Consider the following 14,322-nt stretch of genomic DNA (forward strand, 5'->3'; position numbering starts at 1 on the left):
CAACTAAAAATATGATGAAAAAGATAGTTATTAAGGGCGCTAAAGAACACAATTTGAAGAATGTGACTGTAGAGATTCCAAAAGATAAATTTGTAGTGATAACTGGTTTGTCTGGGTCAGGAAAATCTTCATTAGCTTTTGATACCATCTATGCTGAAGGTCAAAGAAGATATGTTGAAAGTTTATCTGCTTACGCTCGTCAATTTTTAGATAAAATGAAAAAGCCAAATGTTGATTTAATTGAAGGCTTAAGTCCAGCCATAGCAATCGAACAAAAAAATACTTCAAAAAATCCCAGATCAACTGTTGCAACTGTTACAGAAATTTATGATTATATGAGGGTACTCTATGCAAGAGCGGGTATTCCCTACTCTCCTTTTACAGGGAAGCCAATAACCTCTCAAACAATCACTCAAATTGTTGACTTAATTAAAAAATTACCAAAAAAATCTACAATTTATATTTATGCTCCAGTAGTTAGAGGTCGTAAGGGTGAATATAAAAAAGATATTTTAAGCTATAAGAGACGTGGATTTAGAAAAATAAAAATTGATAATGTATTATACGATATAGAAAAATCTCCTAACCTAGATAAAAAATTAAAACACGACATTTCAATTCTAGTTGATAGAATTGTACTTAATTCAAAACTTGGAAACAGATTAGCTGAAAGCGTAGAAACAGCTGTAAATTTAGCTAATGGATTAGTTTTTGTTGAATACGAGGATGAAACTCTTCCTCAAAAATTTAGAAAAATTGAAAAATTAATTTACTCCACAAAGTTTGCTTGTCCAGAAAGTGGTTTTACTATCGAAGAAATAGAACCAAGATTGTTTTCATTTAATAGTCCCTATGGTGCTTGTGAAGAATGTGAAGGTATAGGAATGAAATTAAATGTAGACCCAAATTTAGTAGTTCCAGATGATCGTAAAAGTTTAGCGGATGGAGCAATTGAACCATGGGCTAAATCGACAACTTTATATTATGCGCAAACTTTGGCTTCTCTTGCAAAACATTATGAATTTTCTCTTGATGAAAAATGGAAAAAGCTCCCAAAAAAAATAAAAGATATAATTTTATATGGTTCAGATGAGGACGAAATTAAATTTAATTATGATGATGGATATGAAAAATATTCATATAAAAAAACCTTTGAAGGAGTGATAAATAATCTTGAAAGACGTTTCTTGGAATCTGATAGTGAGTGGAAAAGAGAAGCAATAGCCGAATATCAATCTGATACCGCATGTGAAGCTTGTAATGGTGATAGACTTAAAGAAGAAGCATTATGTGTTAAGATTAATGATTTAAATATTAGTGAGGTTACTAAAAAATCAATTCATGATGCCGCTGAATGGTTTAAAAGCTTAGAAAATAATTTAGATAAAAGGCAATTTAAAATTGCAGAACATGTCCTAAAAGAAATAAATGAAAGATTAAATTTCTTACTTAATGTTGGTTTAGATTACTTAACACTTTCAAGAGAGTCTGGAACTTTATCAGGAGGAGAAGCTCAAAGAATTAGATTAGCATCACAAATTGGATCTGGTTTAACAGGAGTATTATATGTTTTAGATGAACCATCAATTGGTTTGCATCAAAAAGATAATGTTAAATTAATAAATGCATTAAAAAGATTAAGAGATCTTGGTAATACAGTAATTGTTGTTGAACATGATACTGAAACTATGGAAAACGCAGATCATATTATTGATCTTGGACCTGAAGCAGGTACGAATGGTGGTCAAATAACAGCCCAAGGAACTTATGAAGAACTTAAAAAAGATAAGAAGAGTATAACTGGACAGTATCTTGCAAATAAACAAAAGATTGAAATTCCTAAAACTAGACGATTAGCCAAAAATGGAAGATTTGTAGAAATAAATGGTGCTAGTGGGAATAATTTAAATAATGTTAATCTTAAAATTCCTACAGGAACATTTACTTGTGTAACTGGGGTTTCAGGAAGTGGTAAATCTACATTAGTATTACAAACATTATTTCATGCATTAAACTTAACACTTAATAATAAAGCTAGAAAAACTCCAAAAGCGTTTAAAGGTTATAAAGGTGTAGAATTAATTGATAAGATTATTGATATAGATCAATCCCCTATTGGTAGAACTCCAAGATCTAACCCAGCTACTTATACTGGAGCTTTTGGTCCTATAAGAGATTGGTTCACTAGCTTACCAGAGTCTAAGACTAGAGGTTATAAGCCAGGAAGATTTTCATTTAATGTTAAGGGCGGTAGATGTGAAGCGTGTGAAGGTGATGGTGTTATTACTTATGAAATGCATTTTTTACCAGATGTTTATATTCAGTGTGATGAGTGTAAAGGAACGAGATACAACAGAGAAACTTTAGAGATCAAGTTTAAAGGAAAAAGTATAGCTGATGTTTTAGATATGTCTGTTGATGAAGGTTGTGAATATTTTGAAAACATTTCAAATATTAAATCTAAATTATTAACCTTAAAAAAAGTTGGACTTGGTTACATTAAAATTGGACAACAGGCTACTACACTATCAGGCGGTGAAGCACAAAGGATTAAACTAGCTAAAGAATTATCAAAAAGATCAACTGGTAGAACCATGTACATATTAGACGAACCAACAACTGGACTACATCAGCACGATATTAAAAAATTACTAGAAATTCTTCACACCTTCGTAAAATTAGGAAACACAGTAGTTGTAATAGAACATAACTTAGACGTAATAAAAACAGCTGATCATATAGTTGACATGGGTCCTGAGGGTGGTGTTAAAGGTGGCAAAATTGTTGCTGAAGGTAAACCAGAGGATGTTTGCAAAGTAAAAGAGAGCTACACAGGCCAGTTTTTAAAACCTCTATTGTACTAAATATAAAAACTTATAAAAAATCTAAATTTAGTGTATATTAATTAAGAATCATGAGCAGTTTATTGTCATCACTATCTAAAACAATTCATGCATCTCTTGCATTAGCAATTATATTATTTTTAGGTCTTTCCTATTTAAATGATGGTATTGCTTTCGATACTCTTTTTTGGAGCTGGTTGTTCAGATACATTCATGTTCTTGTTGCAATAATGTGGATAGGATTATTGTGGTATTTTAACTTTGTTCAAATTCCAAATATGGGAAAAATACCTGATGAACAAAAACCTGCTATTGGGAAAGTAATTGCTCCAGCTGCGTTGTTTTATTTTAGATGGGCAGCTGCGTTTACTGTTCTTTCAGGATTAATTCTAGCTTTGTTAAATGGATATTTACACGATGCTATGACTTTTAGCATTGGATCTGGTGTTCCAAAACATACGGCGATAGGAATTGGTATGTGGTTAGGAATTGTAATGGCTTTTAATGTTTGGTTTGTGATTTGGCCAAACCAAAAAAGAGCTTTAGGAATAGTTGAATCTGATCCAGAAACAAAAGCTAAGTCTGCTAAAACTGCAATGTTATTTTCAAGAACAAATACACTTTTATCTCTACCAATGTTGCTTTCAATGGTAGCTGCTCAAAACTTATATTAAACTGTTTTATTATCGTCTTCTCTTAAGACTGTTTTTTGTGATACTCTTAATCTCACTAAAACTGTATTAGCTATATAAATCGAAGAATACGTTCCAAATACAACACCAAGTATCATTGCTAAAGAAAAACCTTTTAAAATTTCACCACCAAAAAAGAATATCGCCAATAAAGCTAACAATGTTGTAGCTGAAGTAATTATTGTTCTAGATAAAGTTTCGTTGATTGAAATGTTTGTTAATTCAAAAATTTTAATATCTGAATATTTTCTTAAATTTTCTCTAACACGATCAAAGATTACAACCGTATCGTTCATAGAATAACCAACAATAGTTAGAACAGCTGCAATAATTGATAAATTAATTTCAAGACTAAATAATGAAAAAATTCCCAATGTTACTATTACATCGTGAAATAATGCCAAAATTGCACCCAAACTAAATTGCCACTCAAAACGTATCCAAATGTAAATAAGCATAACAGCTAGAGATAAAGAAATGGCTATCACACCAGCTTTAAGCAGTTCAGCGCTAACTTTAGGACCTACATTTTCAACTCTTCTAAAATCATAGTTATTTCCAAAAGAACTATCTAAATCTTTTTTAATTTCTTCAATAATATTTTTTTTATTATCTTTATTTTCAAATTTAATTAAAAAATCAGTTTCATTTCCAAATTTTTTAACAGAAACATCTCCTAAATTCATTTGATTAAATTTGTCTCTTAATGAACTTACGCTAATTTTGCTATCTGATGATCTTAATTCAATCAATGTTCCACCTTTAAAGTCTATACCGTAATTTAAACCTTTAAAAATTAGTAATAAAAGTGATGCTGTAATCAACAATATAGATAGTATGTTAAAGTGATTGTAATATTTATTAAAAGCTATCATTAGATTAATTTTTCCTTGTTTTTATTTCTTGTCACATAAAGACTAGTAAACAATCTTGCTATAAAATAAACTGAGAATAGTGTTGTAAAAATTCCAACACCTAAAGTAACAGCAAATCCTTTTACTGGGCCAGACCCCATAAAAAATAAAATTATAGCTGCTAATAAAGTAGTAATATTTGCATCAATAATTGCTGTTCTTGATTTTGTGTAACCTCCATCAAAAGCTAAAATATTATTACTTTCATCTTTAAGTTCTTCTTTAATTCTTTCAAAAATTAGTACATTTGCATCAACAGCCATACCAACGGTTAAAATTATCCCTGCTATACCTGGAAGAGTTAGTGTTGCTTCAAATAAAGTTAAAATACCAAGTAATAAAAATAAATTAATTATTAATGTTACGTTAGTGATTAGACCAAAAACTTTGTATTTAACAAACATAAAAATAATAACTAATAAAAAGCCTATAGCTAAAGCAATCATTCCTGCATTAATCGAGTCTTGTCCAAGATCTGGACCCACAGTTCGTTCCTCTATGATTTCTAATGGTGCAGGTAAAGCTCCAGATCTTAATAATAAAGCTAAATCTGTAGCACTTTGGAAAGTAAATCCCCCACTGATCTGTCCAGATCCACTTGCTATTGTATCTCTAACAACAGGTGCACTAATTATTTTTCCATCTAAAACAATGGCTAATTGTTTTCCAATACCAGTAGATGTTGCTTTACCAAATCTTTTGGCTCCTACTCTATCTAATGTAAATGACACAATAGTTTGATTGTTTTGAGTGTCCATTTTTGGTTGTGCATCTAATAGATTTTCACCACTGATGATTATTCTTTTGCTTACTGTTGCCTCTTCTAAACCATCTTCAAATTTTAACTTCTCAACACCAAATCTATCGCTTTCATCATTAGTTACAAATCTAAATGTAAGATTTGCAGTTTTTCCTAATAGTGATTTAATTCTTTGAGGATCATCTAACCCAGGAAGTTCAACTAGAATTCTATCATTTCCTCTTTTTAAAATATTTGGTTCATTAGTACCGACTTCATCTACCCTTCTTCTTACAATTTCTATTGCTTGATCTTGCGATGAAGTTTTAAGATTGATTATGCCTTGTCTTGAAAAACTTACTTTTAAATTGATACCATTATCTTCGATATCAAGTTGGTGTGATTTAAATCTTGGGTAATAAGGATTTAGATCACTATTTTCATCTTGAAACACATCTAGTACTGCTTGTTTGTCTAAATCAGCAACATTGAAAAAAATATTTTGATTATCAATTTTAATATTATTAATTTTGATATTTTTCTCTTTGAAATAATTTCTAATAGTGGTTGTTAAATTTTGTAATTTTTGTTCAATTACAGGCTCATTATCAATTTCAAGTAAAAGGTAAGAACCACCTTGTAAATCTAAACCAAGGTTTATTTTCTTATTAAAAAAACTATCATCGAACTTAAATAAATTTGATGACGCAATTAAAATAAATAATAAAGAAAATAAAGTTACAAATAAGATTCTTAGTTTAGAAAAATAAAGCACTTATCTTAATTGATTATTTTTTAACTTCTGGAGTATTGTTTAAGAGACTTTGAATACCTGTAGCTTTAACAATTTCTACTTTAACATTTTCAGCTATTTCAACTTCTACTTTGTCGTTATCAATTAATCTTTCTACTCTTCCTGTTATACCACCTGATGTGACTACTTTATCACCTCTCTTTAAACCTTCGACCATTGCTTTATGCTCTTTAACTTTTTTTTGCTGTGGTCTGATTAAGAAAAAATAAAAAATAACAAAAATTAAAATTAGCGGTATAAATTGACCTATTCCTGAACCTTCCATAAATCTCCTTTAAATTATGGCATTCTTATACCATCTAACTAATTAAAACAACTTTAATTGTTAGAAATCAATTCCATATTGTTCATATAAGGTCTTAGAACTTTAGGAATTATAATAGAACCATCTTTTTGCTGATAGTTTTCCATAATTGCAATCAGAGTTCTTCCAACAGCTAAACCGCTTCCATTTAACGTACCTGCAAAAACATTTTCCTTATTATTATTTTTATATCTTGCCTTCATACGCTGTGCTTGAAACGTCGAGCAAGATGAACATGAAGATATTTCTCTATATTTATTTTCTGATGGTAACCATACCTCAATATCATAGGTCTTCTCTGCGCTAAAACCCATATCACCTGAACATAAAATTACTTTTCGATAAGGTAATTCTAATTTATCTAGTATGTCAGTGGCACAATTTGTCATTCTCTCTAATTCTTCTAAACATTTTTCATTCTCAACAATGCTTACCATTTCAACTTTGTAAAATTGATGCTGCCTAATCATGCCCCTTGTATCCTTTCCATAACTTCCAGCTTCTTTTCTAAAACAAGGAGTTGAAGCAACAAATCTCATTGGTAAATTATTAAGATCAATCATTTTATCTTTAACAATATTGGTTAAAATCACTTCTGCTGTTGGTATCAAAAATTTTCTATCTGAACCTTCGTCAAATTTAATTTCAAACTGATCATTTTCAAATTTTGGCAACTGTCCAGTGCCGTACATAGTGCTTTCTGATGCCATTAATGGAGGTGATATTTCCTGATAACCATTTTGATGAATATGCGTATCAAGCATAAAATTTGATATTGCCCTTTCTAAAAGAGCCAATTTATCTTTTACAAATACAAATCTTGAACCAGTAGTTTTTGTAGCTAAATCAAAATCAAGCATATTTAGTTTTTCACCTAATTCGTAATGTGTTTTAGGTTTAAATTCTAAATTGGGTATCTCTCCTGATTTTAATATTTCTTTGTTATCATTTTCGTCTTTACCATTTGGAACATCTTCATGTGGTATATTGGGTATGCTAGACAGTATACTATCTAAATCAAACTTAATTTGTTTTTGATCTTCTACAATTTTCTCGAGTTCCTTGCTAATTTCTTTAGATTTCTTAAACAAACTCTCATCTTTTGATTTAGAAATATCTTTTTTTTCTTTTTCTAAACTTTCTTTTTTTTGAATTAAATTTCTATTTTGTTCATCTAATTTTTGAATTTTTTCAAAATCTACTTCTAAATTTCTTTTTTCAAGAGATTTTTGAAATTTGGAAAAATCTTTTCGTATTTCTTTAATGTTATGCATCTTCTTTTTGTAAATTTTTATTTTCTATAAATTTTACTGAAAATATTGATAATTCATACAGAATTAATAAAGGTATTGCTAAACCTATTTGAGTAATTGGATCTGGTGGTGTTAACAATGCAGCTGCTGCAAATATTATAACAACTACATATTTTCTTCTCTCTTTTAAAAATTGACTATCAACTATTCCGACTCTAGCTAATAGACTTAAAACAACTGGTAACTGAAAACTGATACCAAAAGCAAAAATTAATTTCATAACTAGTGATAAATATTCATTAACTTTAGCCTCTAATTGGATTGGTAAATTTGTTGAAAGACCTGTGCTTTCAAATGAAAGAAAAAATTTAATCGCAAGAGGCATTATCAAATAATAAACTAGCATGCCTCCTAAAAAAAATAATATTGGTGTTAATATAAGGTAAGGCAGAATTGCTATTTTTTCATGTTTGTACAATCCGGGTGCAATAAATTTCCAAATTTGCATCAAGATAAATGGACATGTAACAAAAAAAGCAGTGAAGAATGATACTTTAAGATATGTTAAAAAGGTCTCTTGTAAAGCTGTAAATATCAATCTTCTATCAGAGCCGTCTTCTTTTACAGCTCTTGCAAATGGATCAACAAGAAAACCATAGATATGTTCTGCAAATAAGTAACAAATTACAAAAAAGATAAATAAAAAGATAAAGCTATTTATTAACCTTTTTCTTAATTCTGTTAGGTGACTTACAAATCCACCTTCCTGATCTTCATTACTCATCTTTTTTAATTTCTTTTTTTATTTCGTTATCAATTTTTTCTTCATCTATCTCTAGATTTGAAACTTCATTTTGAATATTATTAACGTACCTTTTTGCTGATCCAATCCAGGAGCCTGCTTTCTTTAACATCACTGGAAAATCCTTTGGTCCAAGAACTATTATTGCAATAGCAACAACAATTAAAATTTCAAACCAACCGATAGTAGGCATTTAAATTAATTTTTGTTATCCGAGTCTTTGTTATCGTCAGATATATTTTTTGGCTCTGTATCGTCAGTCACGTCTGACGCCATTCCTTTTTTGAAACTTTTAATTCCTTTAGCTACATCACCCATTAAACTTGAAATTTTTCCTCTTCCAAACAATAAAACAACCAATATAACTACAATAGCTATTTGCCAAATTCCTATACTCATAAAAAACTTATAACCTTTTTAAGGTTATTTTGAAAGTTACTTTTTACTATTCTTTCTCTTCAGGATCTAGAGTGCTATTAAGCATTTCATCTATATTAGAATAAATATCTTCTTTTTTCTCTTCTTGCTTTTCTTTGTAAAATTTTCCAGTCCCAAAAATAGCATTATCAACACTTGAACTATCAATTAAACCAGCAGCTCCTAATTCATCAATTGTTGGAAGATCAGATAATTTTTGTATGTTAAAATGACTTAAAAAATCATCAGTAGTTATGTACTGAATTGGTCTACCTGGAACATCTTTTCGACCACCTGGTTTTACCCAATTTAATTCCATTAATATCTCTAAAGTATTAGTACCAAAAGCAACACCCCTTATTTCTTCAATTTCAGCTCTCGTAACCGGTTGGTGATAAACAATTATAGCCAATGTCTCTACTGCAGCTCTTGATAGTTTCTTTTCAACAGTTTTTTCTTGCGACATCAAACTTGATAAATTTGGTGACGTTCTAAAAGACCACTTATCTTTTATACAAATTAAATTAATTCCCCTGTTGGAATATTCTTGTTTTAATTTTTCTAAAGAGTCTGGAACGTTACCTTTTTTAGAAACTTTACTTTCTATAGTGTCTACATCTAAAGGCTCAGCTGCCGCAAAAATAATTGCTTCTATCTCTTTGTCTAAATCTGATAATTTTGATGGAAACTTTAAAACATTATCTTTTGAAGATTTTGCTTTTTTAATCATTTATTTCCTTTACATATATTTCATCAAACAATTTATCTTGTTTGATTGATAAATTTCCTTCTTTAACTAATTCTAATGATCCAGCAAAAATTCCAGCCTTACCAGTTTTCTTGTATTTTGAACCACTTTTAAAATTACTTGGAATTAACTCATCAAGTTTTTTCCATTCAAATAGTTTGCCAAAAAATTCTCTAATTGTTTTAATCCCATCTTCTGTTGTGAACACAGGAAGTTTTGGAATATTCATTTTTTGAAATTCTTTAGTCATTATTATTGTTGAGTAAGCTTTCATTAGTTCAAATAAGCTTAAATTATATTCAGTGCTATAAATTGATCTAATACTTCCTTTCATGCCTCTAGTTCTTATCTCTCTACCTAATCTTTTTCTCTTAAGCATTTGTTCAGATAATAATCGAATTAATTCTAATTTTTTTAGCTGTAATTTTAACTTTTCTGCAACTTCTTGAACTTTAAATTCTTCTTCAGGGGTACCAGGTAAAAGTAATTTTGATTTTAAATAAGCTAACCAAGTAGCCATTAAAAGATATTCAGAAGCAATTTCTAAATTTAAGTTTTTTTCATTGGTAATATACTCATGAAATTGATCTGCTAACTTAGTTATAGATATTTCTTCTAAATCAACTTTTTGAGCTTTTGCTAAATCTAAAAGTACATCTAATGGTCCATTATAATTATTTATATCAACATTAAATAATTCAGAATCATTTGTGGACATGGAAAGATATTAACTTAAAATTTTATAAAATTGAGATGTTTTTTTAAGAATAAAACTATTCACTTTAGGTGAATTTTCTGCGACTATCTTCATTTCTTTCATATTTCCATTGCAATGAAGTGCTATATTACAACCTGCGCTGAATAAATTAATAGTATTAAGTTTTAAATCATCACTTAAACTCTTCATTGATAAGTCATCTGAAATTAAAATATTCTTAAATCCTATATTTTTCCTAATAATATTAATTATTTTTTTAGAGTGAGTGGCAGTGTTATTTTTATCAATTTTTGAATAAACAACATGACCTGTCATTGCAAATAAACATTTCTTCTTTTTAAATGTCCAAAAATCGTTTTTTAGAAGATATCCAAATGTTTTGTTAATAATCGGTGTTGAATAATGACTGTCGACTTTTGCTAAACCATGACCAGGTATATGCTTCATTACAGTTCCTATTGAGTTATTTTGAAATAATTCAATACAAATATCCCCTAATTTAGAGACAATTTTTTTATTTTTTGAATAAGATCGATCACCAATTACCTTGCTAGCGCCATTAACTCTAAGGTCTAAAACTGGAACAGTATTAATATTCACACCAATTAAATTCAATAAATAAGAATTCTTATCTACAAATAACTTATAAACGATTTCAAATTTTTTTTTATCTTTATTAAACAAGTCTCCAAAATATTCAGATGACATATTATCAAAGGAAATTAAATTTCTTAATCTGTTTACTCTTCCTCCTTCTTGATCAATCATAATTGGATATTTCTTATCCTTAAAAATTTTTCTAATACTAGAGGTTAATTTTTTAACTTGGTCAAAAGATTTAATATTTCTAGTAAATAGGATAATTCCCCAGGGTTTATATTTTTTTAGAAATAAAATTTCATTTTTAGATAATTTTGTTGATTTTAAACCAACTATAAAAGATTTTCTTTTACTTATCATTGTCTAATAATTTCCAAAAATTAAATTTTTTCTTTTTCTTTTTGTTTGTTTGCTTAACATACTCAATTACATTTTCAGTATCATTCTCTAAAACTGGTAAATTTTTTGAATATAATTTTATTTTCTCATCAATATTTTGATGAGATCTGTATGATTTTTTTTTGTGTTCATCTGAAAAATAATATTTTCCTGTAAAAAATATAAATAAAAGTATTACTAAAACAAATATTAAGTACTTTATTTCTTTAAGCATTACATTTGATTTGGTGTATCGACACCAACAATATCCATTCCTGTTTTTATTACATTAGAAATAGCCTTCAAAAAGATCAATTTATCTGGTGAGACTGTTTTTTGATCATTAATGAACCTTTTTTCTGGAAATTGTTTTCCTAAATTCCAATACGAGTGAAATTCAGATGCAAGATCGTATAAGTAAACAGGTATTCTATGTGGTTCTAATTTTGTACTAGCTGCGTCAATACATTTTGGCCATTCAGATAATTTTTTTAAAATTTTAATTTCATCATTAGAATATTCAAAATTAAAATCATTTAATTCAATTTTTGAATTTAAGTCTTTATCTATATGTCTAAATACAGATGAAATTCTAGCGTAACAATATTGAACATAATATAATGGATTGTCCTTAGATTTTTCTTTGACTGCATCGAAATCAAAATCTAATTCAACATCACTACTTCTGTTAAGCATAATAAATCTTGTTGCATCTCTTCCAACTTCTTCAATCAAGTCATCTACGGTAATATAATCTCCTTTTCTTTTAGACATTTTGAAAGGCTTGTTGTCTTTAATTAACTTTACCAACTGACTGATTTTACAAATTAACGTATCTTTTTTTCCAGACAGTGCTTCAACCGAGGAGGTAATCCGTTTTATATAACCTGCATGATCTGCTCCAAGAATATTGATTAAGTAATCAAAATTTCGATCAACTTTATTTTTATGATAAGCAACGTCACTTGCAAAATAAGTCCATGTGCCATCAGATTTTTGAAGTGCACGATCTTTATCGTCACCAAATTCTGTTGATTTAAATAATAATTGCTCTCTTTCAACCCAATCTTTGTTATCTTCACCAGCTGGGGCTTTGATTTTTCCTTTATAAATAAAGTTATTTTTTTCTAAAAAATCTATTACACTTTCAACTTCATTGTTTAATACGATATTTTTTTCACTAACAAAATTATCATGTTTAATACCCAAGCTATTAAGATTGTTTTTGATAAGCAGAAGCGCCTGCTCTATTGATAAGACTGTTAATTTATCTCTAATTTCATCAAAATTATCAAATTTAAGATCTGAATTATTTGAAATTATATTTTTTGCAAAATCAATTAGATAATCTCCGGGATACAAATCAGGATTATCTTCAGGAAATGTTTCTTTAAAATGAACTTCTCTAATTCTATAATATACTGATTTAGTAAAATTTATAATTTGGTTACCATAATCATTAACATAATATTCTTTTGTAACTTTGTGTTTATTAAAAATTAAAACATTAGAGATAACATCTCCTAGAATAGCACCTCTGCAGTGTCCTACATGTAAAGGACCTGTTGGGTTTGCTGAAACAAACTCTACTAAATAATTATTTTTTTTCTCCTTGTCATTTATTCCAAAACTATCTGCATTATCTGTGATATTTTTAATAAAATTTGACCAATAAGATGGTTTAAATTTAATATTGATAAATCCTGGTCTGGCTACAGATATTGTTTCAATTTCACTGTCATTATTTTTAATTTCGGGAGCAAGTTTTTCTGCGAGCTGTAATGGTGAGGTTTTATTGATTTTTGATAAAACCATTGCAACATTTGTTGAAATATCACAATCAAATTTTGGTGGAGGTATTTCTGCATTAATTCCATTAAAATTCTCTGGAATTTCTAGTTTATTATTTTTATTCAAATTAACGATAACAGATTTAATTTTATCTAAATATAATTCAAAAATATTCATTTATTATCGTTATAAAGGTTAATAGCATATCTATCAGTCATACCGGATATAAAATCTGAAATAGCTCTATATTTGTCTTTAGTCAATTGATCTTTGGACAAAAATTTTCTTGGATTTGATTTAATCATTTTAAACAATTTCTTAATTATTAATTTACCTTTATGATTTTTTTTCAATACTGACTTGTTGTCATACATTTTGTCTCTTAAGAAAGATTTAATTTCTTTTTCTGCATTCTTAATTTGGTTAGAAAAACAAACGATTAACTCATTAGATTTAGATACATCTCTTGAGGATTTTACCTTAAGTTTTTGAATATTTTTTTGGGTATTGATCAATAAATCTCTAACCATGAGATCAATTGAGTCTCTTATTATTTGATAAATTGCAATTTTATAATTTTTATTAGTAATTTTATTTTTATATTTTTTATGAATATTTTTAAAAAAATCTATTTCGACCAATTCCTCCATTTTAAAAAGATTGGCTTTTATACCGTCTTGAATATCGTGATTGTTATATGCAATATCATCTGAAATTGATGAAATTTGAGCTTCTAGATAGGGAAATGAATTATATTTAATTTTACCTTTAAAAGTTTTTATCCCTATTAACTTATTAACTAAAGCAATATCCTCTACAGGTCCGTTATGTTTAAGGAGACCTTCTAACGTTTCTATAGTTAAGTTTAATCCCTTAAACTTAAAATACTTATTTTCTAAAAACATAACTATTCTTAAAGTTTGAAGGTTGTGATCAAAACCACCATAATCCTCCATACATTCATGTAAGGCATCTTCTCCAGCATGACCGAACGGAGTGTGGCCTAAATCATGTGCTAAACTTAAAGTTTCGGCTAAATCCTCATTTAATTTTAAATATTTAGCTATTGATCTTGCAATTTGAGCAACTTCTATTGAGTGAGTAATCCTTGTTCTAAAATGATCACCCTCAGTATTAACAAATACTTGGGTTTTATGTTTTAACCTTCTAAATGATGCACTATGAATAATACGATCTCTATCTCTTTGAAAAGGAGATCGATATTTTGAATTAGATTCCTTAATTAGTCTGCCTTTACTTTTGTATACCCCTAACAAAGCGTCTTTTTTCATCCTTTAATTAAAATAAT

At 28.4% G+C, this 14,322-nt stretch carries 15 protein-coding genes; 2 read left to right on the forward strand and 13 right to left on the reverse strand.

All coding sequences use genetic code 11. The annotated features are described in order from the left end of the window. Positions 1-11: 11 nt before the first annotated feature. Entirely contained in the window at positions 12-2,864 is a 2,853-nt protein-coding gene (uvrA, locus tag ACTTAO_RS07380) for an excinuclease ABC subunit UvrA (protein ID WP_440691713.1), read from the forward strand. A 50-nt stretch (positions 2,865-2,914) separates the two neighbouring features. Continuing rightward, positions 2,915-3,517 (forward strand): urate hydroxylase PuuD, encoded by a 603-nt coding sequence (locus ACTTAO_RS07385; protein ID WP_440691715.1) that lies wholly within the window; start codon positions 2,915-2,917, stop codon positions 3,515-3,517. Here the strand turns inward: ACTTAO_RS07385 and secF are convergent. Genes secF through ACTTAO_RS07450 form a run of 13 tightly spaced genes read right to left on the reverse strand, consistent with a single transcriptional unit; the run spans position 3,514 to position 14,305 of the window. Further along, positions 3,514-4,410 carry a protein translocase subunit SecF gene (gene secF, locus ACTTAO_RS07390; protein ID WP_440691717.1) on the reverse strand — a complete coding sequence of 299 codons (897 nt, stop codon included), beginning with the start codon at positions 4,408-4,410 and terminating at the stop codon, positions 3,514-3,516. The two genes, ACTTAO_RS07385 and secF, sit on opposite strands and share 4 nt — an antisense overlap. Further along, positions 4,410-5,963 carry a protein translocase subunit SecD gene (gene secD, locus ACTTAO_RS07395; RefSeq protein WP_262589218.1) on the reverse strand — a complete coding sequence of 518 codons (1,554 nt, stop codon included), beginning with the start codon at positions 5,961-5,963 and terminating at the stop codon, positions 4,410-4,412. Before secD ends, secF begins: the two co-directional genes overlap by 1 nt. Before the next feature lie 13 nt (positions 5,964-5,976). Next, a complete protein-coding gene (gene yajC, locus ACTTAO_RS07400) occupies positions 5,977-6,267 on the reverse strand; it encodes a preprotein translocase subunit YajC (RefSeq protein ID WP_262589219.1) in 291 nt (96 codons plus the stop codon). Between the two features lie 53 nt (positions 6,268-6,320). After that, positions 6,321-7,580 carry a serine--tRNA ligase gene (serS, locus tag ACTTAO_RS07405; RefSeq protein ID WP_440648414.1) on the reverse strand — a complete coding sequence of 420 codons (1,260 nt, stop codon included), beginning with the start codon at positions 7,578-7,580 and terminating at the stop codon, positions 6,321-6,323. Beyond that, positions 7,573-8,343 carry a twin-arginine translocase subunit TatC gene (gene tatC / locus ACTTAO_RS07410; RefSeq protein ID WP_440691719.1) on the reverse strand — a complete coding sequence of 257 codons (771 nt, stop codon included), beginning with the start codon at positions 8,341-8,343 and terminating at the stop codon, positions 7,573-7,575. The genes serS and tatC overlap by 8 nt, the downstream gene beginning before the upstream one ends. Continuing rightward, positions 8,336-8,554 (reverse strand): Sec-independent protein translocase protein TatB, encoded by a 219-nt coding sequence (tatB, locus tag ACTTAO_RS07415; protein ID WP_262589222.1) that lies wholly within the window; start codon positions 8,552-8,554, stop codon positions 8,336-8,338. Before tatB ends, tatC begins: the two co-directional genes overlap by 8 nt. A gap of 5 nt (positions 8,555-8,559) precedes the next feature. Then, positions 8,560-8,760, reverse strand: a complete 201-nt coding sequence (gene tatA, locus ACTTAO_RS07420) for a twin-arginine translocase TatA/TatE family subunit (RefSeq protein ID WP_262589223.1) — start codon at positions 8,758-8,760, stop codon at positions 8,560-8,562. Between the two features lie 46 nt (positions 8,761-8,806). Beyond that, complete coding sequence (gene scpB, locus ACTTAO_RS07425) at positions 8,807-9,508, reverse strand: SMC-Scp complex subunit ScpB (protein WP_440691721.1); 702 nt, start codon at positions 9,506-9,508, stop codon at positions 8,807-8,809. After that, the gene (locus ACTTAO_RS07430; RefSeq protein ID WP_440691722.1) at positions 9,501-10,244 is read right to left on the reverse strand and encodes a segregation and condensation protein A; all 744 of its coding nucleotides are present in this window, start codon (positions 10,242-10,244) and stop codon (positions 9,501-9,503) included. Before ACTTAO_RS07430 ends, scpB begins: the two co-directional genes overlap by 8 nt. A 9-nt stretch (positions 10,245-10,253) precedes the next feature. Then, positions 10,254-11,204, reverse strand: a complete 951-nt coding sequence (locus tag ACTTAO_RS07435; RefSeq protein ID WP_440691724.1) for a glycoside hydrolase family 3 N-terminal domain-containing protein — start codon at positions 11,202-11,204, stop codon at positions 10,254-10,256. Further along, positions 11,194-11,457, reverse strand: coding sequence for a hypothetical protein (locus ACTTAO_RS07440; RefSeq protein WP_440691725.1), 264 nt, complete (start codon positions 11,455-11,457; stop codon positions 11,194-11,196). Before ACTTAO_RS07440 ends, ACTTAO_RS07435 begins: the two co-directional genes overlap by 11 nt. After that, positions 11,457-13,190 (reverse strand): arginine--tRNA ligase, encoded by a 1,734-nt coding sequence (argS, locus tag ACTTAO_RS07445; RefSeq protein ID WP_440691727.1) that lies wholly within the window; start codon positions 13,188-13,190, stop codon positions 11,457-11,459. The genes ACTTAO_RS07440 and argS overlap by 1 nt, the downstream gene beginning before the upstream one ends. Further along, the gene (locus ACTTAO_RS07450) at positions 13,187-14,305 is read right to left on the reverse strand and encodes a deoxyguanosinetriphosphate triphosphohydrolase (RefSeq protein ID WP_440691728.1); all 1,119 of its coding nucleotides are present in this window, start codon (positions 14,303-14,305) and stop codon (positions 13,187-13,189) included. The genes argS and ACTTAO_RS07450 overlap by 4 nt, the downstream gene beginning before the upstream one ends. Positions 14,306-14,322: the final 17 nt, after the last annotated feature.

The sequence above is a fragment of the Candidatus Pelagibacter sp. HIMB1782 genome (assembly GCF_052047475.1).
Lineage (GTDB): Bacteria > Pseudomonadota > Alphaproteobacteria > Pelagibacterales > Pelagibacteraceae > Pelagibacter.

Excerpts from the sequence above, each read along its gene's own strand:
- ACTTAO_RS07440 (WP_440691725.1), bottom strand. The coding sequence starts at position 11,457 with ATGCTTAAAGAAATAAAGTACTTAATATTTGTTTTAGTAATACTTTTA.
- secF (WP_440691717.1), bottom strand. The coding sequence starts at position 4,410 with ATGATAGCTTTTAATAAATATTACAATCACTTTAACATACTATCTATA.
- yajC (WP_262589219.1), bottom strand. The coding sequence starts at position 6,267 with ATGGAAGGTTCAGGAATAGGTCAATTTATACCGCTAATTTTAATTTTT.
- scpB (WP_440691721.1), bottom strand. The coding sequence starts at position 9,508 with ATGATTAAAAAAGCAAAATCTTCAAAAGATAATGTTTTAAAGTTTCCA.
- tatC (WP_440691719.1), bottom strand. The coding sequence starts at position 8,343 with ATGAGTAATGAAGATCAGGAAGGTGGATTTGTAAGTCACCTAACAGAA.
- ACTTAO_RS07435 (WP_440691724.1), bottom strand. The coding sequence starts at position 11,204 with ATGATAAGTAAAAGAAAATCTTTTATAGTTGGTTTAAAATCAACAAAA.
- uvrA (WP_440691713.1), top strand. The coding sequence starts at position 12 with ATGATGAAAAAGATAGTTATTAAGGGCGCTAAAGAACACAATTTGAAG.
- ACTTAO_RS07385 (WP_440691715.1), top strand. The coding sequence starts at position 2,915 with ATGAGCAGTTTATTGTCATCACTATCTAAAACAATTCATGCATCTCTT.
- ACTTAO_RS07450 (WP_440691728.1), bottom strand. The coding sequence starts at position 14,305 with ATGAAAAAAGACGCTTTGTTAGGGGTATACAAAAGTAAAGGCAGACTA.
- argS (WP_440691727.1), bottom strand. The coding sequence starts at position 13,190 with ATGAATATTTTTGAATTATATTTAGATAAAATTAAATCTGTTATCGTT.
- tatB (WP_262589222.1), bottom strand. The coding sequence starts at position 8,554 with ATGCCTACTATCGGTTGGTTTGAAATTTTAATTGTTGTTGCTATTGCA.
- tatA (WP_262589223.1), bottom strand. The coding sequence starts at position 8,760 with ATGAGTATAGGAATTTGGCAAATAGCTATTGTAGTTATATTGGTTGTT.
- serS (WP_440648414.1), bottom strand. The coding sequence starts at position 7,580 with ATGCATAACATTAAAGAAATACGAAAAGATTTTTCCAAATTTCAAAAA.
- ACTTAO_RS07430 (WP_440691722.1), bottom strand. The coding sequence starts at position 10,244 with ATGTCCACAAATGATTCTGAATTATTTAATGTTGATATAAATAATTAT.